General features: G+C 64.6%; 18 protein-coding genes, 1 tRNA gene and 1 pseudogene. 6 read left to right on the top strand and 14 right to left on the bottom strand.

Annotated elements, in window-relative coordinates:
- Positions 1 to 265: 265 nt before the first annotated feature.
- Together KVF90_RS05890 and KVF90_RS05885 are read right to left on the bottom strand one after the other, a co-directional pair.
- The gene (locus tag KVF90_RS05890) at positions 266 to 2,878 is read right to left on the bottom strand and encodes a TonB-dependent receptor (protein ID WP_264393914.1); all 2,613 of its coding nucleotides are present in this window, start codon (positions 2,876 to 2,878) and stop codon (positions 266 to 268) included.
- Between the two features lie 205 nt (positions 2,879 to 3,083).
- A complete protein-coding gene (locus KVF90_RS05885) occupies positions 3,084 to 5,117 on the bottom strand; it encodes a TonB-dependent receptor (protein ID WP_264393913.1) in 2,034 nt (677 codons plus the stop codon).
- A gap of 129 nt (positions 5,118 to 5,246) precedes the next feature.
- Here KVF90_RS05885 and KVF90_RS05880 point away from each other — a divergent pair, with 129 nt between their 5' ends.
- The 4 genes from KVF90_RS05880 to KVF90_RS05865 all read left to right on the top strand — a co-directional run bounded on the left by KVF90_RS05880 (position 5,247) and on the right by KVF90_RS05865 (position 9,605).
- Positions 5,247 to 6,755 carry a flavin-containing monooxygenase gene (locus KVF90_RS05880; RefSeq protein WP_264393912.1) on the top strand — a complete coding sequence of 503 codons (1,509 nt, stop codon included), beginning with the start codon at positions 5,247 to 5,249 and terminating at the stop codon, positions 6,753 to 6,755.
- 136 nt (positions 6,756 to 6,891) lie between these two features.
- Entirely contained in the window at positions 6,892 to 7,653 is a 762-nt protein-coding gene (locus tag KVF90_RS05875; RefSeq protein WP_264393911.1) for a competence/damage-inducible protein A, read from the top strand.
- A gap of 56 nt (positions 7,654 to 7,709) precedes the next feature.
- Positions 7,710 to 8,693 (top strand): polysaccharide deacetylase family protein, encoded by a 984-nt coding sequence (locus tag KVF90_RS05870; RefSeq protein WP_264393910.1) that lies wholly within the window; start codon positions 7,710 to 7,712, stop codon positions 8,691 to 8,693.
- 12 nt (positions 8,694 to 8,705) lie between these two features.
- Positions 8,706 to 9,605, top strand: coding sequence for a GNAT family N-acetyltransferase (locus tag KVF90_RS05865; protein WP_264393909.1), 900 nt, complete (start codon positions 8,706 to 8,708; stop codon positions 9,603 to 9,605).
- Here KVF90_RS05865 and KVF90_RS05860 read toward each other — a convergent pair.
- From KVF90_RS05860 to rplK, 3 genes are all read right to left on the bottom strand, one after another.
- Positions 9,564 to 9,875, bottom strand: coding sequence for a hypothetical protein (locus KVF90_RS05860; RefSeq protein ID WP_264393908.1), 312 nt, complete (start codon positions 9,873 to 9,875; stop codon positions 9,564 to 9,566). The two genes, KVF90_RS05865 and KVF90_RS05860, sit on opposite strands and share 42 nt — an antisense overlap.
- A gap of 293 nt (positions 9,876 to 10,168) precedes the next feature.
- Positions 10,169 to 10,861, bottom strand: a complete 693-nt coding sequence (rplA, locus tag KVF90_RS05855; protein WP_264393907.1) for a 50S ribosomal protein L1 — start codon at positions 10,859 to 10,861, stop codon at positions 10,169 to 10,171.
- Between the two features lie 4 nt (positions 10,862 to 10,865).
- Positions 10,866 to 11,297, bottom strand: a complete 432-nt coding sequence (rplK, locus tag KVF90_RS05850) for a 50S ribosomal protein L11 (RefSeq protein WP_264393906.1) — start codon at positions 11,295 to 11,297, stop codon at positions 10,866 to 10,868.
- Between the two features lie 255 nt (positions 11,298 to 11,552).
- On the opposite strand from rplK, the gene KVF90_RS05845 reads away from it, so the two are divergent.
- Positions 11,553 to 12,227, top strand: coding sequence for a PspA/IM30 family protein (locus tag KVF90_RS05845; RefSeq protein WP_264393905.1), 675 nt, complete (start codon positions 11,553 to 11,555; stop codon positions 12,225 to 12,227).
- A 194-nt stretch (positions 12,228 to 12,421) separates the two neighbouring features.
- Here KVF90_RS05845 and KVF90_RS05840 read toward each other — a convergent pair whose 3' ends face one another.
- From KVF90_RS05840 to KVF90_RS05810, 7 genes are all read right to left on the bottom strand, one after another.
- A complete protein-coding gene (locus KVF90_RS05840; RefSeq protein WP_264393904.1) occupies positions 12,422 to 13,408 on the bottom strand; it encodes a hypothetical protein in 987 nt (328 codons plus the stop codon).
- On the bottom strand, positions 13,347 to 14,249 hold the full coding sequence (locus KVF90_RS05835) for a hypothetical protein (RefSeq protein WP_264393903.1): 903 nt from the start codon (positions 14,247 to 14,249) through the stop codon (positions 13,347 to 13,349). Before KVF90_RS05835 ends, KVF90_RS05840 begins: the two co-directional genes overlap by 62 nt.
- 243 nt (positions 14,250 to 14,492) lie before the next feature.
- Positions 14,493 to 14,687, bottom strand: coding sequence for a hypothetical protein (locus tag KVF90_RS05830; RefSeq protein ID WP_264393902.1), 195 nt, complete (start codon positions 14,685 to 14,687; stop codon positions 14,493 to 14,495).
- A 133-nt stretch (positions 14,688 to 14,820) separates the two neighbouring features.
- Positions 14,821 to 15,357 (bottom strand): transcription termination/antitermination protein NusG, encoded by a 537-nt coding sequence (gene nusG, locus KVF90_RS05825; RefSeq protein ID WP_264393901.1) that lies wholly within the window; start codon positions 15,355 to 15,357, stop codon positions 14,821 to 14,823.
- Positions 15,358 to 15,415: 58 nt separating this feature from the next.
- Entirely contained in the window at positions 15,416 to 15,658 is a 243-nt protein-coding gene (secE, locus tag KVF90_RS05820; protein WP_264393900.1) for a preprotein translocase subunit SecE, read from the bottom strand.
- 176 nt (positions 15,659 to 15,834) lie between these two features.
- Entirely contained in the window at positions 15,835 to 15,987 is a 153-nt protein-coding gene (locus tag KVF90_RS05815; RefSeq protein ID WP_264393899.1) for a hypothetical protein, read from the bottom strand.
- Positions 15,988 to 16,243: 256 nt separating this feature from the next.
- Positions 16,244 to 16,319: transfer RNA gene (locus tag KVF90_RS05810), tRNA-Trp, on the bottom strand.
- Positions 16,320 to 16,414: 95 nt separating this feature from the next.
- Between KVF90_RS05810 and aat the strand changes: the two are divergent.
- Positions 16,415 to 17,005, top strand: a pseudogene (gene aat, locus KVF90_RS05805) (leucyl/phenylalanyl-tRNA--protein transferase); the annotation flags it as partial.
- A 74-nt stretch (positions 17,006 to 17,079) separates the two neighbouring features.
- Here aat and KVF90_RS05800 read toward each other — a convergent pair.
- Both KVF90_RS05800 and KVF90_RS05795 read right to left on the bottom strand, forming a co-directional pair.
- Complete coding sequence (locus KVF90_RS05800; RefSeq protein WP_264393898.1) at positions 17,080 to 17,679, bottom strand: DUF2155 domain-containing protein; 600 nt, start codon at positions 17,677 to 17,679, stop codon at positions 17,080 to 17,082.
- Positions 17,680 to 17,684: 5 nt separating this feature from the next.
- Entirely contained in the window at positions 17,685 to 18,128 is a 444-nt protein-coding gene (locus KVF90_RS05795; protein ID WP_264393897.1) for an NADH:ubiquinone oxidoreductase subunit NDUFA12, read from the bottom strand.
- Between the last annotated feature and the right edge of the window lie 33 nt (positions 18,129 to 18,161).

Genomic DNA, 18,161 nt, shown 5'->3' with positions numbered 1-18,161 from the left:
GCGGTCGCTTCGCGGCCGTTCCAGCGCGATGATTGAGGTAAGGAATAGGCGGCTTGGGTGACCGGGCCGCCTTTTTCGTGGCCACTTGCCTTGCCGAAGGTGCGCTCGCCCTCAAGCAGCGAAGCGGTAGGGCAACAAAAACGCACCGAGGACGCCAAAGATTTCAGGGCGCGGAGGCACCCTCGCACACAAAAGCGAAAGGGCGGCTCGCCGTAGCGAGCCGCCCCCTCTCCCACTCCTTTGCGGAGCTAACTTGTGATGCGCCTCAGAACTTGGCGCGCAGTGTCACACCGTACTGCCGCGGCGGCAGGGTGAAGGCCGAACGCGAGTTGGCCGCGCCCGATCCGCGCAGGGTGGTGTTGAAGGTCACCCCGCGCACCACTTCGTCGGTCAGGTTGTTGACCCAGCCTTCGATCGCATACTTGCCATCGGCGAAGCGCAGACCCGCACGCAGGTTCACGAAGGCCTTGCCGTCCTGGATATCGGCGATGATCGGGGCCGCAGCGTTAACCGCGGTCTGCACCTGCGCCTGAGTCGAACCGGCTGCGACAGTCGGGAGGATCTTCGCCTGGGTGGAGGTGCGCTGGTCACCTTCCATGCGCACCTGACCGGCGACGAAGAATTCCATCGAGTCGTTGATCGGCTTTTCCCACATCGCCCCGGCCAGCGCGACGATCTGCGGCGCGTTGGTGAGGTCGTTGCCGCACAGCGCCACCACCTGAACCGAAGTCTGCGTGCCCGCGCAATCATCCGGGTAGCTCGCTTCAAGGAAGGTCGCAGCCAGATTGAAGGTCAGTTCGTCATTCGGACGGATGACGCTTTCGATTTCGATCCCTTGCGTTTCCGCGAGCGGCACGTTGAAGGTCGCGAAGGCGGTGCCGGTGAATTCGAGCACCTGGAAGTTGCTGAACTCTTCGTAGAACGCCGCGACATTGACCGTCACCGCGCCGTCAGGGGTCTGCGCCTTCACGCCGAGTTCGTAGGCGTCGACTTCTTCCGACAGGAAGGTCGGATCCGCGCCCAGCACGGCTGCGGTGGTATCAAGGTTGATCCCGCCCGCCTTGTAGCCGTGCGTGAAGCTGGCATAGCTGGTCACGAACGGGCTGAATTCGTAGCCGAGCTTGATCGTGTAGATCAGCTCTTCATCTTCGAAGTCTGACTGGAAGGTGCGTACCAGCGGCAGTGGCGCGACCGGCGGGGTCGCGGTGGGATTGCCGAAAGCGGCCGGAAGATTGGCCGGAGCAGTAAACCCGAAGCAGCCCAAGGCCAGGAAGGTGGGACGCAAGGACGCCGGCAACCCGCCAAGCGCACCAAGCGTCGACGGGCAAACCTGATTATTGACCGCCGTCTGGGTAAAGCCGCCCGACTTTTCTTCCCACGAATAACGCGCACCGACCGTCAGTTCGAGCCCATCGGTGATCTCCAGCGAGTTGTGCGTGAAGATTGCGTAGCTCTTGGCGTCCTGCTGGAAGCGGTTGGTGTTGCCCGATCCGGCGGGATTGATTCCGGTCAGCCGCTGCAACGGGGTGGGGCCAAAGAAGATCGGCGAGGCCGGGTTGAGGCTGGCGCCGGACGTGCCGCCAGCCAGCAGCGCGCCGACATTGCGGTCATAATCCGCGCCCAGCTGGAAGGTGACCGACTGGTCGATCTGCTCGTCGGAATAGAACCCGCCGATCATGTAGTTGAGCTTGCCTCCGAGGCCTTCGCCCTGAAGCCGCAGTTCCGCTGTCCAGTTGTCGATTTCGAGGTTGAGCGCCGGCACGTTGAAAATGTCGGCAGCGGTGAAGTCCGAATCGTACTTCTCGAAGCTTTGATACTTGCGGTACGAGCCGATGAAGATCAGGTCGGCGTTTTCCGAAATGGGGAATTCAAGTTCCCCGGTGACGCCGTAGTTGTCCACGTCCGCTTCGGGCACGATGTTGGCCGAAATGATGCGGTTGTCCATCGCGCGCTCGAAGGTGCCCTGATCGTCGCGGTTCGTGGCGACCAACGGCTGACCATTGCCGCCATTGGCGCCAAGCCCGACCGCATTGTACAGGCCCAGCGTGGCGAGCGGCGTCTGATACAGTTCGATCGCGCCGCAGCAGCTCGACTGGCTCTTCGCATAATCGGCGATGATGCGTCCGCGCAGACCGCTATCGGTATCCCAGCCGATCTGGCCGCGAACCAGCCACTGGTCGACATTGTTGGTATCGCCGATTTCAGCCCCGGTGCGGTCGACGACCGTGAGGAAACCGTCACGCTCGCGATAGGCACCGGTCAGGCGCAACGCGAGGGTGTCCTTGACGATCGGCACGTTGATTGCGCCCTGCAGGCTCTTTTCGTCGAAGTTGCCGTATTCGGCGTTCACGAAGCCGCTGAACTCGGTCACGTCCGGACGGACATTGGTGATGTTCAGGGCCCCTGCCGAGGTGTTGCGGCCGAACAGGGTGCCTTGCGGGCCGCGCAGCACCTCGACGCGTTCCACGTCGACGAATTCGGTCAGCGCCACGCCGGGGCGGGCCTGATAGGCACCGTCGATGAAGATGCCGACCGCGCTTTCGAAGCCGATATTGTTCGAGGTCGTCCCCACGCCGCGAACACGCAGCACGACCGAGCCAGAGGCCAGCTGCGCCTGACTGGCGGTAAAGCTGGGAGCAAGTGCGGCGATCTGCTGGATGTTCACCACGCGCTGCGCTTCAAGCTGCTGCGGGGCAATCGCGGTCACGGCCAGCGGAATGTCCTGCACGTCCTGCGCGCGCCGCGTAGCGGTCACGATGATGACGTTGTCTTCACGGGTCGAATTTGCTCCGGCATCTTCGTCCTGGGCAAAGGCGGGGGTGGTCAGTGCGCTGCAGGCCAACAGGCCGCAGGCGTAAGTTGCGAACTTGCGCGTCATGGTTTCCCTCTCTCCACTTACCAGCCGGTCTTGATGCCGGGCTTGGATTAGCGTGCGGAAGCCTATCAGTGTCGCGCCGCCTAACAAGAGTCATAGGAAAAGTTCTGATCAGGCGTATCAATTATGCAACATGTCCTGTTGCAACGCAGCATGAGTGCCGTGCAACAGACCAAATGGTAATATTGTTTCGCCGATCAGCAGAAGATCAGAAGCCGTAGCGTAACCCGAGCCAGAAGGTGCGCGGGACGCCGAGGTCGATCGACCCGCCCTGGTTGCGGGTGACGATTTCCTCGTCTGTGAGATTTTCCGCGCGGGCCACCAGCGAGAGCTTTCCGTCCAGCGGAACGGCCAGAAACGCGTCGATCGTGGTCGCCGGGGGAAGCGAATCAAGCTCGCGATCATCCTCGAACTGGGCCGATACATGGCGCAGCGTTCCGGCGATCCGCCAGCCGGGGGCCGGTTCCCAACCAAGTGTCAGCGTTGCGGCGAACTCCGGCGTCTGCGCCGGACGGTTGCCATCAAGATCGGCCGAGGTGCCTTCGCCCCGCACTTCGGCGTCGGTCCAGGCGAGGCCTGCGTCAAGGCTGACCGCACCAAACTTTGCCGCCACACTCGCCTCGATCCCGCGCGCCGTGATCGCGGGCAAGTTCGCCCGGCGGCGCAGGTTGGGGCCGATGGTGACATTGGCGATGGCGTTCTCGACCTCGTTGTCGAAGGCGGTCACCGCAATCACCACGGCGTTGACCGGCTGCCAGTCAAACCCGATCTCGAAGCCTTCGAGCCGTTCGTTTTCTAGCGCGGCGTTCGCTTCGGTCACCACAGGGAAGACCACGAAGGGGCGGTACAGCTCGTTGAGGGTCGGCAGGCGCAACCCGGTATAGGCCGCAGCGCGCAGATCGAGGCGGCGGGTCGCATAGAACAGCGCGCCGGCCCGCCAGTTCACCGCCCAGTCGCTGCGGTCGGGTGCGACGAGGCTGCTGACCGGCGCGCCATTGGCCGTGACGGCACGGTAGAAGCCATCGGTGATGCTGGTGCGGTCGGCGCGCAGGCCGCCGTTGATGGTGAGCGGACCGATCTGCCAGTCGTCTTCGATGAACAGGCCGAGATTGCTGGTCGCCCCGCCCGCCCGGCGACGCTCGGTGATGGCGCCGGAAACGGCGTTGAGCGCTTCCTCCTGCAACTCCCCATCGGCGCGGCGGTAATCGGCGCCGATGCGGATATCATGGCCCTCAAGCAGCGGCGGGCGCAGCTCGAATTTGCCGCCGATCCCGGTGGACGGCGTGCGTCGCTGGTCGAGCGTCGGGGTGAAGCGGGTCGAGGAGATGACGATGTTCGAAAAGTCGCGCGCCTGCACATAGGCCAGCGCATCGAATTGCCACGCGCCCCGTCCGACAAAGCGGATCGAGGCTTCCTCGCCATCGCTGGTGGAATCCGCCCCTTCGAAGCGCAGCGTGCGCGCATCGCGGAAGGCGGCGACGCGGGCCTGCACTTCGACCGTGTCGGTGAGCGGCGCGACAGCGCGCAGGGCCGCGTTCCAGCTTTCGAAAGCCGCGCGCGCAGTGGCGGGAACGCGTTGATCCTCGGGCGTCGTGAAGAAGCCCTGCCCCCGGTCCCAGCGCCCGCTTGCCGTCGCAAAGCCGCGCCCGAGCCGTTGGGTGAGCACCCCGCTCGCCTCCGTTTCGCCCCGGTCATTGACCGCCGCACTGCCGAGGAACGGGCCACCCGCCCCCGGCTCGGCGCTCTCCATGTCGATCGTGCCGGCCAGCGCGCCCGCGCCGAACGGCCCGGACCCGCCCCCGCGTGTCACGCGGATCGTACCCAATGTCTCGGGTGCGATAGCGGACAGGGGAATGTAGCCGAAGAACGGATCGGCCAGCGGCACCCCGTCGAGCAGCACCAGCGCGCGGCTCGTCGCATTGCCGCCCAGCGCGCGCAGCGTCACGCCTTGTGCGCTGGGGTTCGACGAGCGGCTGTCGGAGCGGCGGAACTGCTGGAAGCCCGCGACATTGCGCAGCACATCCTCGATCCGGCCCGAAGGGCTGGCGATGATCGTCTCGCGTTCAAGCGTGGTGGTGGCGTAAATCCCGGTCGAAAGCGCCGGATCGAGCCCGCGCCCGGTGACGATGATCTCCTCGGCCAACGCCTCGTCTTCGGGCAGATCGGCCTCGTCCTGCGCGGCGAGCGGCGCGGCGGCGGGAAGGAGCAGGGCGCAGGCGAGAAGGCGGGCACGGAAGGTCATGGCTGCGCGCCTTAAAGCCTGGCTGGCGGCGCGTCACCCCAAACTCGGTTGCACTTTGCCATTCAAGACTCGCTTTTGCTGACCCGCTGTGGTTACATCAGTGTCAATTAGGGAGAGAGAGGCCCCGTCATGCTCGCAACACCGCCAGACGTCGACGTGCTGATTGTCGGTGCCGGGATCTCCGGCATCGGGATGGCCGCGCACATGGAAATGAAGGCGCCCCACCACACTTACGCGATCGTGGAACGACGCGATAATCTGGGCGGCACGTGGGATCTGTTCCGCTATCCCGGCATCCGCTCGGACAGTGACATGCACACCCTCGGCTTCGATTTCGAACCGTGGCGGCATGAAAAGAGCATCGCCGATGCACCCGCGATCCTCGAATATCTCGACCGGATCGTCGACGAGCGTGGCATCCGCCAGCACATGCGTTTCGGCCACAAGGTCATCAGCGCCGACTTCCATCACGATGACGCCCGCTGGCATGTCGAGATGGAAAAGGCCGATGGTTCGCGCACGCACATGACCGCGAACTTCCTCTACCTCGGCTCTGGCTATTACGATTACGATGAGCCCTATGACCCCGGCTTCGACTTTGGCGAATTTGACGGTCAGGTGCTCCACCCGCAATTCTGGCCCGAAAACCTCGATTACAAGGACAAGCATGTCGTCGTGATCGGATCGGGCGCGACGGCGGTGACCATTGTCCCCTCGATGGCGCGCGAAGCGGCGCATGTGACCATGCTCCAGCGCACGCCGACATGGATGTTCACCCGCCCCGCCAAGGATGCGATTGCCAATTTCCTGCGCAAGATCCTGCCGGAAAAGCTCGCCTACCGGCTGACCCGGTTCAAGAACATCAAGATGCAGGACTTCAGCTTCAAGCTGGCGCGCGACAATCCGCAGAAGGTCAAGGACGCGCTCTACAAGAAGATCGAAGCCGCGCTCGGCCCCGATTACGACAAGGACGCCTTCACTCCGCCCTACAACCCGTGGGAACAGCGGCTGTGCCTGGTGCCTGACGAGGATCTTTTCACCGCGATGAAGGCGGGCAAGGCGGATGTCGTCACCGGGCATATCGCCAAGTTCGAAAAGGGCGGCGTGCGCCTGACCGACGGGAAGTTCCTGCCTGCCGATATCGTCGTCACCGCAACCGGCCTGAAGCTGGCTGTCGCGGGCAAGATCGACGTGCGCATCGATGGCGAGCCGGTGAAGTTCAACGAGCGGTTCTATTACAAGGGCTGCATGTTCTCGAACCTGCCCAACCTTGCGGTGGTGTTCGGATACTTGAACGCCAGCTGGACCCTGCGCGCCGACATCAACTCGGATTATGTGTGCCGCGTGCTGGAACAGATGCGCGCCAGCGGTGCCACCATCGCCACGCCGGTGCTGACGCCCGGGGCCGAGGCGCAGATCGTAGAGGACGACGTGTTCGATTTCTCGTCCGGCTACATCCAGCGCGGCAAGCACATCATGCCGCGCAATTCGGTCGCCTATCCGTGGCGGCTCAATCAGGAATATGTGCTCGACCGCAAGCGCATGAAGGAAGACCCGCTGGGCGACGGCATCCTGACGTTCACCCGCGCCGGTGCGAACGCGCGGGGGCACGACGAGCAGCTGGAGGCGGCGGAGTAAGACACCCCCAACTCCGTTCGTGTCGAGCGTAGTCGAGACACCTGTCTTGGTGCCTCTGGACTTCGCTCGACGCGAACGGGTTGAGGAATGTGACGAAGCCCTTTTGTCCTTCGCCATTCTCCCCTAACCTTCCCCCATGACCTCTCCCGACAAAATCTGGACCGCCGGGCTTATCGTCATCGGCGATGAAATCCTTTCCGGCCGCACACAGGACAAGAACATCGCGCAGGTCGCGACCTGGCTGCAGGTGCAGGGCATTCGCCTTGCCGAAGTGCGCGTGGTGCCCGATGTCGAAAGCCGGATCGTCGAGGCGGTCCATGCACTCAGCGCCGCCTATGATTACCTCTTCACCACAGGCGGGATCGGGCCGACGCATGACGACATCACTGTCGATGCCATCGCCGCCGCGCTGGGCGTGCCGGTCGTCATCCACCCCGAAGCACGCGCGCTGCTGGAACGCTATTACGAAAGCCGCGGCGGCATCAACGAAGGGCGCCTTCGCATGGCGCGGGTGCCGGAGGGTTCGGAGCTGATCCCCAACCGCATGTCGGGCGCGCCCGGCATTCGCCGCGGTAATCTGTTCGTGATGGCGGGCGTGCCGCACATCACCGCCGGGATGCTCGACGCGCTCACCGGCCAGCTTGAAGGCGGCGCGCCGCTGCTGTCCGAAACCATCGGTTGCTGGGTCGCCGAAAGCGAGGTTGCCGATCTGCTCCGCAAGGTCGAAGCCGCGCACGAAACCTGCCAGATCGGCTCCTACCCCTTCTTCCGCGAAGGCAAGGTCGGCGCCAATTTCGTGGTCCGCTCGGTCAGCGCCGAAGACCTGAAACGCTGCTGCGACAGTCTTGCCGACGGGCTCGCCGCGCACGGTTACGATTTCACGCCGGGCGGCATCTGACACCCACAAGAGACAGCATCACCTCGTCTTAACCCTCTGGCGATATAGCCGGAGACATGACGACGCGGGTCTTCATCACGATCGACACCGAATATTCCTCCGGGCTCTACACGGGGCCGGGGACGGCTGACCGTGCGGAAAACTTCGCCCGCTCGATCGCCTGCATCACGCCCTATGGCAGCGCCGGGATCACCCACAAGCTTCAGGTGCTCGAGGAGCACGGCCAGAAGGCGGTGTTCTTTGTCGACCCCATGCCCGCACTGGTGTGGGGCGTGGCCGCGATCGAGGACATTGTCGCACCCATCATCGCCGCCGGGCAGGACGTGCAGCTCCATTGCCACACCGAATGGCTCGCCCACTCAGGCAGCGCCAATCCGCTCGCGTCCAAGGCCACCGGTCTAAGCATCGCGGACTTCCCGTTCGAGGAGCAGTGCCAGCTGCTCGAATACGCACGCGCCACGCTGATCGCGGCAGGCGCGCCTGCGCCGGTCGCCTTCCGTGCGGGCAATTACGGCGCCAATGACGACACGCTGCGCGCGCTTTCGGCGCTCGGCATCGCTTATGATTCGAGCCACTGTCCGGCGCTGGCAGGCGCGAGCCTGTGCCGCATCACCCTCGGTGCCGAAGACCGCGATCCGGTGGGCCACATGGGCGTGATCGAAGTGCCTGTTGGCGCGATCGGCGCGTTCGGCGGCGGGCAGCGTCATGCCCAGATCACCGCGCTGACGCTCAGCGAGATGCTTTGCGCGATCCGCCATGCGCGCGATTGCGGGCGCGACAGCTTTACGCTGGTCAGCCACTCCTTCGAACTCATCAACCGCCGCAAGCTGGCGGTGAACCACATCGTGCGCCGCCGCTTTGGCGGGCTGATCAAATCGCTGGCGACGATGCGCGGCGTGGAAACGGGCAACTACAAGGACAGTCCTCCGGTCCTGCGCCTGACGGGCGGTTCCGCACAGCCGCTCCCGGCAAGCGCGATGCGCACCGGGCACCGGCTGGCCGAGCAATTCGTCTCCAACGCGCTTTACGGTGCGACCTAGCGGCATCCGGGCATGGCCAGCGCAGCGATCGACTTCACTCTCGGCTCGCGCCGCCTGCTGAGCGTGCCGCGCGCGCTTTCGACCTGGAGCTTCAGCCTTGAAGACGTGCTGGCCGGCACCCTGCCCGCGGCCTGCCCCAGCGGGCGCGACGGGGTGCGGGTGCTCTCCGCCCCGACCGCGCGGCTGGCCGAAGTGACGGCGCACTACCCCGGTTTCATTGCCGGAGGGCGGCAGGATTATCGCCGCCACTATATCGACATGGCGCAGGGCTTTGATGCCTATCTGGCGCAGTTCTCGGGCAAGACCCGATCAACCCTGCGGCGCAAGGCGCGCAAGCTGGCGGACGAGGCGGGCGGCTATACCCTGACCGAGCATCGCAGCCCGGCCGAGATCGAAGCCTTCCTCGACGCGGCGCTGCCCCTGTCGGCGCTGACCTATCAGGCGCGGCTGCTGGGTGCGGGCCTGCCCGAAGATGCCGCGTCCCGCCGCGCGATGCTCGAAGCTGCCGGAACGGACCGGATGCGGGCCTTCCTGCTTCATGCCGGCGGCCAGCCGGTCGCCTACCTGTCACTTCCCGTGACGGGCGAGACGCTGGTTTACGCCCATCTCGGCTACCATCCCGATTGGGCGCGGCTGTCACCCGGCACAGTTCTCCAGATGGATGCGCTGGAGCGGCTGTTTGCCGAAGGGCGGTACCGGTGGTTCGATTTCACCGAGGGTGACGGGGCACACAAGGCAATGTTCGGCACGCATTCCGCCGCATGCTCCAGCCTCGTGTTGCTCGAACCGACGCTTGCCAACCGCACCCTGCTGGGCGCGCGGGCGGGGTTCGATGCGGGCGTCGGCCAGGCCAAGGCGCTGGCGCAGCGATCAGGGGCGCTGGGCCGGATCAGAGCTTTCCTGCGGGGCTGATCCCGCCCGCGTGGTTGCCAGCCTGCGATTGGCCTCCTGCTGCTGCGCGCGCTCGACCAGAGTGGTGCGCACCGAAGGCACCCCGCTGAGCGAGCCGTAACGCAGCGCGATATAGAACCAGACGACCAGCACCGCGCCAAGCAGCGCACCCGCCGCAAGGCCCAGTCTGACATCGTAACTCAGCAGCAACCCGAAGGCGGCGAGCGCAACGCCTGCCACCAGCCACTTGGGCTTCAGCCACCCGGCCAGGCGTTCGGAAGGAACGGGCATCGTCAAACCTCTTTCAAGAAACGCGGCGGGGGGAGGAGAGAGGGGCCGCGTCACCTGATGACATGGGAGAGCGCGGGCAAAAGACAAGGGAGCGAATGACCTATCCGCCAAAAGGGAAGGGACCGAAAGCACATGGCTTCCGATCCCTTCTACGTCCTCATTCAGGCAGCGCAGGAAAAACGACTCATCGATCCTGAAAGGATCGCAAGCGCGACCGCGCGCCCGCAGCGATGCGACCGACAGGTCGCATGAGCGAGGAAGCGAAGCCGCGGATGCGGCTTCGCCCCTTCAAATCACGCGCCTTCGACTTCGCTCAGGTCGACCTTCAGGCCCGGACCCATCGACGAGGTCATGGTAACCTTGCGGACGTACTTGCCCTTGGCGCCCGAGGGCTTGGACTTCACGACAGCTTCGGTCAGCGCCTTGAAGTTCGCCTTCAGCGCGTCATCCGAGAAGCTGAGCTTGCCGATGCCGGAGTGGATGATGCCCTGCTTTTCGACGCGGTATTCGACCTGGCCGCTCTTGGCGTCCTTGACCGCCTGCGCGACGTTCGGGGTAACCGTGCCGAGCTTCGGGTTCGGCATCAGGCCCTTGGGGCCGAGCACCTTACCGAGACGACCGACGACGCCCATCATGTCGGGCGAGGCGATCACGCGGTCATAGTCGAGGTTGCCGTTCTGCATGTCTTCCAGCAGATCTTCCGCACCGACCTTGTCAGCACCGGCAGCCAGCGCCTTTTCGGCATTGTCGCCGCGCGCGAACACAGCCACGCGGACGTCCTTGCCGGTGCCCGAGGGCAGCGAGACCATGCCGCGGACCATCTGGTCGGCGTGACGCGGATCGACGCCGAGGTTCATGGCCACTTCGACGGTTTCGTCGAACTTGGTCTTGTACTGGCGCAGCACGCTGAGCGCTTCGTCAACGGTGTAGAGCTTTTCGCGATCGAGCGAGGCCAGAACCTTCGCCTTCTTGGTGATCTTGGTCATGTGCTTAGCCCTCCACCACTTCGAGGCCCATCGAGCGGGCGCTACCGGCGATGATCTTCATCGCCTGATCAATGTCGTTCGCGTTCAGATCGGCCATCTTGGCTTCGGCGATCTCGCGGATCTGCGACTGCTTGATGGTTCCGGCCGAAATCTTGCTGGGCTCCTTCGAACCCGACTTCAGGCCAGCCGCCTTCTTGAGGAAGTACGATGCGGGCGGGGTCTTGGTGATGAAGGTGAACGAGCGATCGCCGTAGACCGTGATGACGGTCGGGATCGGCATGCCCTTTTCCATTTCCTGCGTGGCGGCATTGAACGCCTTGCAGAATTCCATGATGTTCACGCCGCGCTGACCCAGCGCCGGACCGATCGGCGGCGAGGGGGTTGCAGAGCCGGCGGGCACCTGCAGCTTGATATAGCCTTCGATTTTCTTGGCCATGTGGCCTTACTCCTGTCGCACTGTTGCCCGGCTGTTTCCATCCGGGCTCATGTTAAGCGGTCCAGCGCCTCTGCTTCGTGCATTGCAGAGGCTCCCGCACGGAATCACTCTGGCCTGGGGCCGAGCGAAGGCGCGCGGTTAGAGGCAGCAGCGCAAAAAAGCAACCCGCCGCGTGCGGCTGAATATTTTGGCAAGCCACTTCAACCATTAACCTCCACGTGATAGGCAGACGGCACCGTTCCATCGGGGGAAACCATGATCACTATCGCCATCCGTGTGCGCGAACTCGTCTCTAGCAATGTCGACAACCTCGTCGGCAAGGCGGGTGATCCGCGCAAGATGCTGCGGCTGCTCCAGTCCGAGATCGAGGAAACGCTGATCGCGCTTCATGGCGATGCCGCCAAGGCGAAGCGCCAGCGTGACCGATTGGAAGACACCGCCGTCCGCATCGCCGCCGGGGCCGAGGAATGGACCGGCAAGGCCAAGATCGCGGTCGATCACGGCCGCGAGGATCTTGCCCGCGCCGCGCTGCTGACCCGCGAGGCCGAGCGTGCCAAGGCCGCTGATGCCACCGCCGCCGCCGCCGCGCTGGGAGATCAGATTGCCGAGGCCGCCGCCGTTATCACCGATCTGGAAGCCAAGCGCACCGCCATCACCGCGCGCATCGCCGAAATGGTGAAGGCCGAAGCCGCAGCAAGGCCCGCTGCTGCTGCCGCCACTGACACCCACGTCGACCGCCGCATTGACCGGATTGACGCGCTGGAACGCCGCGCCGGTTTTGTGGATGTGCCCGGAGAAGCCCCCTCACCCGCCTCGCTCGACGACGAGATTGCTGGCTTGCAGAAAGCGAGCGCAATCGAGGCGGAACTGGCGGCGCTCAAAGCCGCCGCCCCCACCCCTGCAAAGAAAGCAGCGGGCAAGAAGCGCTAGGTCGCCTCGATCACGAAAGCCCGTCACCTTGGGTTTGGCACGGGGCGGCACCTGCGGTCGCTTGTTGGAGATGGTGAGGTGGAATGCCTTGCACGGCGCGCACTTTTAGGCGCGCATGGTGGACCGATGGGACTTCGGGTCGCGACGCGGAACCATTCCCTTCCTTATAAGGCGGCGGTTGTCGATCCTCCTGTTTACCGCGACCGCCCGGATAGGAAGTCGTGCACGAACAGGCCCGGCTCACGGGCGGAGTACTGCTTCTGCAGCGTGCAGCTCTTGGCCTTCTCGCGTTTGCAGATCGCTTTGGCTGCCTGCGCCGCGCGCTTGGAACTGGTGTGCGCAGTGCTTACCGCCCTTTCGCCGAGAAAATAGGGCTGCAAATATCCATCGCCCGTCCAGGCGGCGGCTTCGCAGGTAGCGCCGGGATTGGCCGCCGAGCAGGCAGCCATCGCCTTGGTCTGTGCTGCGGCAAGACTGGGTTCGCCGCTGGCAATGTAGAGCTTGCCGTCGTCCTGCTTCACATCGGCCACCCACGCCGACCCGAGATAGCGCTTGCGCACTTCGGGCCCCGGATCGCGGTCATAGGACGAATGGATCTTGACCACCTTCTCGCACGGCAGGACGGTCTTGCCCTGGCACTCGGCTTCCACCTGCGCGACTTTGGCCTTGTCGTAGGTCCAGGCGATCCACAGCTCACCGCGATCGTTGCGGTAGATCTGCTGGCTGGAATCGTTCCAAACCGCCCCCACAACGCAGCCTTCGCCCATGACGCGGGCGCACATCGCCAGCGCCCCCTCCTGAGCTCCGTTGTTGGGACCGTTCCAATTGCCATCGACCCACACGTCGGACGCGTCGGGATGCCAAGCGAGCGCAGCATGGGTTGTCACGGGCGGTGGAGGGGGCTGAGGCGGGCCGTCCTGCACGCAAAGCGGCACCGTCACCCCGCCCGAGTTGGTCATGCCGACCACCCGCTCGCCCGGCGCGTTCGAACAGGGATAGGGTGATTGGGCTGCGCCGGGCTGGGCAATGGCGGCAAGGACGAGCGCGCAGATGCCCATTGAGAAGGTCTGGATCAGAGTTCGCATGATTACTCCGGAAGGAACGGATAGGGAAAAACGTTCATTCGCCTCCGCCTGCTGATTTGAAATCATGGACGAACTGGCCCGGGCGGCGAGCGTCATACTGCGCCTGAAGGGTGCATTTGACCTTGGCTTTCTTGCAGACGCCTTGTGTGGCCTTGGCCGCGCGCGCGCTTGTGGTTTCGACTACCACACCTTGTTCGTCGGCTGAGCGATAGGCCTGCAACACGCCATCGGCGGTGTAGTCTATCACCGCGCATTCGCGTCCGCCTGTGGCGGCTCGGCAGGCGTTTATCGCCTTGTCGGCAGCCGCGGCGTAAGTCGGCTCTCCACTGGCGATGTAGAGCTTGCCGTCGTAGCCTTCCGCGCCTTTGACCCAGGCGCCAGCCAGATAGCGTTTGCGGGCTTCAGCGCCGGGAAAGCGTTCGCGTGTGCTCGATCCCAGCTTCAACACCTGTTCGCACGGCAGAATAGCATTGGCGCGACAATCGGTCTGGGCCTTGTTCACGCTGGCCTTGTCATAGCTCCATCCCCAGAACAGTTCGCCCCTGCCATTGCGATAGACCACCATGGCTGCGTTGCCCCAGCCACCGCCCGACACGCAGCCGCCGCCCATGACGCGGTTGCACTGTTCGAGGGAGATTCGCTCGCCGGCATGGCCCGGTCCCGTATAGTTTCCGTCGATCCAGAAATCCGAGGCGTCCACGTGGAAGGCAAAGGCGGCGTGAGTTCCTTGCGGCGCCGGAGCCGGAGCTTCTTGCGGCGATGCACCGGGAATACATAGTGGAACCGTCGCCCCGCCTGGCTCCGTCTTCACTGCCGCCATTTGTTCGCCAGGTGCACCGGTGCAGGGATATTGCGCCTGCGCGGGCGAGGCGACTCCGATGAGCGTTGTCAGCGCTGCGGCAAGCAGGCCGGTGGCAACTTTGCGAAAACTGATCATGCTACGCTCCGACGGCAGAGGGCGAACATAGTGGCGCCATCGTGGCCGGCCATCATCTTGGCGCATTAGTACGTTTTCTCATGTGCGCCCGAGCGTCCTTCCGCGCCGGGACGGACCAGAGGCTTGGCGATGCATCTCCGCGCGTAACGATCGGGACGAGATCGCAAGGTTCACAAGGCGATGGCGCTTGCAACCCAGTTTGCTTGGACGACGACGGCGGGCAGGGGCAATCGCCCCCTGGCCTCAAGGAATGGCAGCTTCCCCTGCACTGCCGCGCGGCACTCGCAGCCCCTTGGTGCGGCTGGTGAGGTGGAACTGGCGGCACAGCGCACACTTGTAGGCGCGCAAGGTGACGTCGGCCTGCACGGCAACCGCTTCGGCCTCCTCACGCGAGGCGAAGCGGCGCTTGCGATTGCAGATGCCGGGACGGGTTTTCACTGCGCCAGCGAATAGCGCGAGAACGGCATCGCAAGAGGCCGCAAGGGCGACCGCCCGCCCGCAGGCGCCCGAAGGAGCGAAGCGACGAAGGAACAGCGCCGAGGACGCTCGCCCGGAGGGGCGAGCGCAACCATTATTTCGCGAGTTCCACGTGCTCGAAATCGAGCTCCACCGGAGTGGCGCGGCCGAAGATCGAGACCGAGACCTTGACCTTGGCCTTGTCGAAATCGAGCTCTTCCACGATCCCGTTGAAGCTGGCGAAGGGCCCGTCGAGCACCTTGACCGAATCGCCGATCTCGTAATCGACGCTGATCTCGCGCTTGGGCGCGGCCTGGGCGTCGGCCACGCCGCCGAAATAGCGCGAGGCTTCCTTTTCGGAGATCGGCTGCGGCTTGTTGCCCGAGCCGAGGAAGCCGGTCACCTTGGGGGTGTTCTTGACGAGGTGGTAGACATCGTCGGTCATGTTCAGCTTGGCGAGGACATAGCCGGGCATGAACTTGCGTTCGACCTGCACCTTCTTGCCGCGCTTGACCTCTGTGATGGTCTCGGTGGGAACCTGCACTTCCTCGACACCGTCCGACAGGCCGAGGCGTTCGGCCTCGGAAATGATCGCGTCGCGCACCTTGTTCTCGAAACCGGAGTAAGCGTGGATGATGTACCAGCGAGCCATGGAGAGTCCTTGGAAAATTGGGTCTGACGGGCAGAGGAATGCGAGGGGGGCGCGGGGCCTATTGCAACAGGCTGATCGCGCCGCGGACGACAGCGCCAAACAGGCTGTCCACTCCGAGGAAGAAGATCGAGAGAATCAGCATGAAGATGAACACGAAGATCGCCGTGCGCACGGTTTCTTCACGGGTCGGCCAGACGATCTTGTTCGTCTCGGCCTTGACCTGATTGAAGAACTCGCCGGGCGAAGTCTTGCGCTTCTTTTCTACTGTCCCGTCTTTGGGAGCGATCATCTTGTCGGCCATGCCAGCCCTGTTCCTTCGCGTAATGCCTTCACGTCTCGTCCGGCCGGCTTTCAGGTAGGGCTCCGCGCCGCCCGGGACAAGGTCTCGGAGGGGCTGGATGATCTGCCGATGTCGGAAAGACGCGGAGGCTCTTACGCCGGGGACGGCGCAATTGCAAGAACGCTTGGCGGCGCGGTCTAGCGCAGGGCGAAAAGGCGCGCGATGAGGCCCGGCTCGGCCTGCATCGGCCGCAGCGGGCCATGAATGGCAGACAGCCGGGCGGGATCACGGGTCGGTCGCGGGCTGACCCATTGATCGGGACGCGAGGAACGGAAGGTGTAGGCGCTCATCCTGTGGTCTCCTGTGAGAGGGTCAGTCCAACGGTTCGTCGACAGGAATACACGGCTCGCCTTGCGGCAGGATGAATGGCGCTCGCGATGAAACGCAAGGATTCGCAGAAAAAGCCCGATAAAGACGTTTGCAAGAGCGGGCAGGATCGACGCCAAAGGCGTCGCAAGGCCAAGCGGCCGCCCCGCAGCGAAGCGTTCGAAGATCGTGAGAGCGAGGATTTCGCATCGCGGAGGCGATGCGGAAACAAAGACGCAATGGCAGGGGTGTGCGGACTCGAACCGCAGGCCCTCGGTTTTGGAGACCGATGCTCTACCAACTGAGCTACACCCCTGCAGCGCGTTGAAGCGGTGCCCCTTAACGAAGCCGCCCGTGATAGGCAATCCTCTTTGCCTCAAGCCGCACTCGCCTGTATTGTGCAATGCAATCATGCACGCCCCCACCCGCCCTCCTGTCCCGGTAGAGACTCTGCTGCTCGCCTATCGCAGCGGGATTTTCCCGATGGCGGACAAGCGCGACGATCCCGAGGTGTTCTGGGTCGAGCCGCGCGACCGGGCGATCATCCCGCTCAAAGGGCTGCATCTGTCCAAAAGCCTGCGCAAGGTGATCCGCAGCGACCGGTTCACGATCACGGTTGATCGCGCCTTCGAGCAAGTGATCCGCGCCTGCGCACAGCCGCGCGAGGATCATCCCGAAACCTGGATCAGCGAGCGGATCGTGCAATCCTATATCGGCCTCCACCGCGCGGGCCATGCGCATTCGGTCGAGTGCTGGCTGGCGGGGGAAGACGGCGCGGAGCCGGAACTGGTCGGCGGGCTCTATGGCGTCAGCTTCGACCGGGTGTTCTGCGGGGAGAGCATGTTCAGCCGCGCGCCCGATGCCAGCAAGGTCGCGCTCGCCTGGCTGGTGGCGATGATGGACCACGCGGGGTTCGTGCTGCTCGATTGCCAGTTCATGACCGAGCATCTGCGATCAATGGGCGCGCACGAATTGGCGCAGGCCGATTACCGCCGGCTGGTGGAACGCGCCAAGGGCCAGCCGCAAAAGAGCCTTGGCACGGCGTGGCGGGCGTTTTCGACCGGGGCCGGTTCGGGCTATGCGGCCGGAGCGGGAGTCGCTGCGGGCGCAGGCGCGGGTGTCGGTGTCGCCGAAGCGGCCGGAGCAGGCTTGGCCGAGGGATCGGCGGTCGGCGATGCCGAACCTTCCTCTCCCGGGAAGCGCATCGTGCAGTCCTTGACCCAGACGTCATAGACCGGGTGTTCGACCACATTGAGGCTGGGCGATTCGAGGAACATCCAGCCCGAGAAGACGCGCGCATGCTGGGCCGCCCCGCGCCCGCGGATGTCGACCTGCACGAAGGCGCCGGTCTGCTGCGGCAGTTCCCACGGCGCGGTGCGCTCGCAGGCGGAGACGCGGATGATCACCGGGCCGATCTCGCGGCTTTCGCCCGGCTTCAGGCGGATTTCCTCGGAGACATTGTTGCGCTTGTTGAGCAGGCCCAGCACGGCGACACGCTCGTTCATCGGGGTCGCGCCATAATCATTGACCGGCGCGGCGGGGGCAGAGGCCGCCGCCACGGGGTTCGCCTCGTCGATCGGAACCTTGACCGTGTCAGGCGCGGGCGAGACGAAGTCGCAGGCAGCAAGCAGCAGGGCGCCAGCCAGCGGCGCGGCAAGGCGAAGGGCCGCGACCATCAGCCTCAGCTATCCGCGCTGCCGGGAGTCCACGCCTCGTAATCGCCCACGGCGCGGGCACGCTGGCCGCCGCGCTCAAGATCGCCTTGCGGGCGATAGGCTTGCGCAGTGCCGGTGGCGTTGGGGGTGTAATCCACCTCCCAGATCTTGGCCGGGGGCAGATGGCTTTCCGGCACATCGTCATAGGTGCCGTGGATCCAGCCATGCCATTCGGGCGGGACGCGGCTTGCGTCATTGGCGCCGGCATAGATCACCCAGCGCTTGTCGCGGCTGGTGTAGGAACCGTCCGGCCGCCCTGCGGCTTTGGCCCCGGTCTTTGGCCTTGCCCGGTAATACTTGTTACCGGCCGCATCGGTGCCGACATGTTCGCCCTTGGCGCGGCTAGCCCAGAGGTGAGTGCCAATCGTGGCACCGTCCCACCAGGTGAAGATTTTTGCGAGGATACCCATGGGCGAGCGCCTAGCGGATTCGCGGCGGTGCGC

The organism is Porphyrobacter sp. ULC335, from assembly GCF_025917005.1.
GTDB lineage: Bacteria > Pseudomonadota > Alphaproteobacteria > Sphingomonadales > Sphingomonadaceae > Erythrobacter.
Note: the sequence above shows the minus strand (reverse complement) of the source record. Positions and strands in the feature narration are given on the sequence as shown.

What these genes read in the sequence shown, in the direction of transcription:
- nusG (WP_264393901.1), bottom strand. Translation starts at nt 15,357, where the DNA reads ATGGCTCGCTGGTACATCATCCACGCTTACTCCGGTTTCGAGAACAAG.
- KVF90_RS05815 (WP_264393899.1), bottom strand. Translation starts at nt 15,987, where the DNA reads ATGAGCGCCTACACCTTCCGTTCCTCGCGTCCCGATCAATGGGTCAGC.
- KVF90_RS05800 (WP_264393898.1), bottom strand. Translation starts at nt 17,679, where the DNA reads ATGGTCGCGGCCCTTCGCCTTGCCGCGCCGCTGGCTGGCGCCCTGCTG.
- KVF90_RS05860 (WP_264393908.1), bottom strand. Translation starts at nt 9,875, where the DNA reads ATGCCCGTTCCTTCCGAACGCCTGGCCGGGTGGCTGAAGCCCAAGTGG.
- KVF90_RS05890 (WP_264393914.1), bottom strand. Translation starts at nt 2,878, where the DNA reads ATGACGCGCAAGTTCGCAACTTACGCCTGCGGCCTGTTGGCCTGCAGC.
- KVF90_RS05865 (WP_264393909.1), top strand. Translation starts at nt 8,706, where the DNA reads ATGGCCAGCGCAGCGATCGACTTCACTCTCGGCTCGCGCCGCCTGCTG.
- secE (WP_264393900.1), bottom strand. Translation starts at nt 15,658, where the DNA reads ATGGCCGACAAGATGATCGCTCCCAAAGACGGGACAGTAGAAAAGAAG.
- KVF90_RS05870 (WP_264393910.1), top strand. Translation starts at nt 7,710, where the DNA reads ATGACGACGCGGGTCTTCATCACGATCGACACCGAATATTCCTCCGGG.
- KVF90_RS05835 (WP_264393903.1), bottom strand. Translation starts at nt 14,249, where the DNA reads ATGATCAGTTTTCGCAAAGTTGCCACCGGCCTGCTTGCCGCAGCGCTG.
- rplK (WP_264393906.1), bottom strand. Translation starts at nt 11,297, where the DNA reads ATGGCCAAGAAAATCGAAGGCTATATCAAGCTGCAGGTGCCCGCCGGC.
- KVF90_RS05845 (WP_264393905.1), top strand. Translation starts at nt 11,553, where the DNA reads ATGATCACTATCGCCATCCGTGTGCGCGAACTCGTCTCTAGCAATGTC.
- KVF90_RS05840 (WP_264393904.1), bottom strand. Translation starts at nt 13,408, where the DNA reads ATGACGCTCGCCGCCCGGGCCAGTTCGTCCATGATTTCAAATCAGCAG.
- KVF90_RS05875 (WP_264393911.1), top strand. Translation starts at nt 6,892, where the DNA reads ATGACCTCTCCCGACAAAATCTGGACCGCCGGGCTTATCGTCATCGGC.
- KVF90_RS05880 (WP_264393912.1), top strand. Translation starts at nt 5,247, where the DNA reads ATGCTCGCAACACCGCCAGACGTCGACGTGCTGATTGTCGGTGCCGGG.
- KVF90_RS05885 (WP_264393913.1), bottom strand. Translation starts at nt 5,117, where the DNA reads ATGACCTTCCGTGCCCGCCTTCTCGCCTGCGCCCTGCTCCTTCCCGCC.
- rplA (WP_264393907.1), bottom strand. Translation starts at nt 10,861, where the DNA reads ATGACCAAGATCACCAAGAAGGCGAAGGTTCTGGCCTCGCTCGATCGC.
- KVF90_RS05795 (WP_264393897.1), bottom strand. Translation starts at nt 18,128, where the DNA reads ATGGGTATCCTCGCAAAAATCTTCACCTGGTGGGACGGTGCCACGATT.